Consider the following 808-nt stretch of genomic DNA (forward strand, 5'->3'; position numbering starts at 1 on the left):
CTATAACCCCAACAGGAACCGGTTTCATATAGTGATCAAGAATATATGTTTGAATATTATTAAGGGGTTTACCTATAGGACAAGAAATATAACTTGTTCTATCAAAAACATACATTGTTGTAAATGTTGTTGACTCTGTAGGACCATAACCATTTATTAAATATAATAGTGAGGCTCCTTTATCATTTAGCAATTTATTTATAATATCTTCATTTAGCTGTTCTCCACCAATAATTAAATACTTGATGCTCACAAATATTAAATTAGATTGACTAGATAACGTATCAAACAGAGTTTTTGTAAGCCATAAAATAGTTATATTGTTTTTAGCAATAAAGCTTTTAAATTGAGAAACACTTGATATTAGACTTTTTTGATCTGTAGGAATACATAATTTTGCTCCATTCATTATTGGAACAAATATTTCAAATATTGATGCATCAAATATAGTAGAAGATAAAAATGCAAATGTATCACTACTTCTAACATCTAAATATCTTTTATTAAGAGATAAATTGATTACCGAACTATGAGAAACCATAACTCCTTTAGGCAATCCAGTAGTACCCGATGTATAAATCACATATGCAAGATCTGTAGATTGACTATATCGTGGAAGATTAGTTATTTCTTCTTTATCATAGATAACTTGTTTATCTTGATCATCTATTGATATAAGCTCTATATCTCTTACTTCTTTTAATCTTTGCTCTATATGACTTTGGGTAATAATCAACTTAGCTTCTGTATCTGCAAGTATATGTCTAAATCTCTCTACAGGATATTCAGGATCCATCGGTACATATGC

The 808-nt window shown here is 28.7% G+C and carries 1 protein-coding gene; it reads right to left on the minus strand.

The genetic code is table 11. The annotated features are described in order from the left end of the window. The coding region (locus ACKTR7_RS09910) for an AMP-binding protein (protein WP_407878144.1) at positions 1–808 on the minus strand (808 nt) is incomplete at both ends.

Origin of the sequence: Francisella sciaenopsi, from assembly GCF_045862875.1 — a bacterium.
Classification (GTDB): Bacteria; Pseudomonadota; Gammaproteobacteria; order Francisellales; family Francisellaceae; genus Francisella; species Francisella sciaenopsi.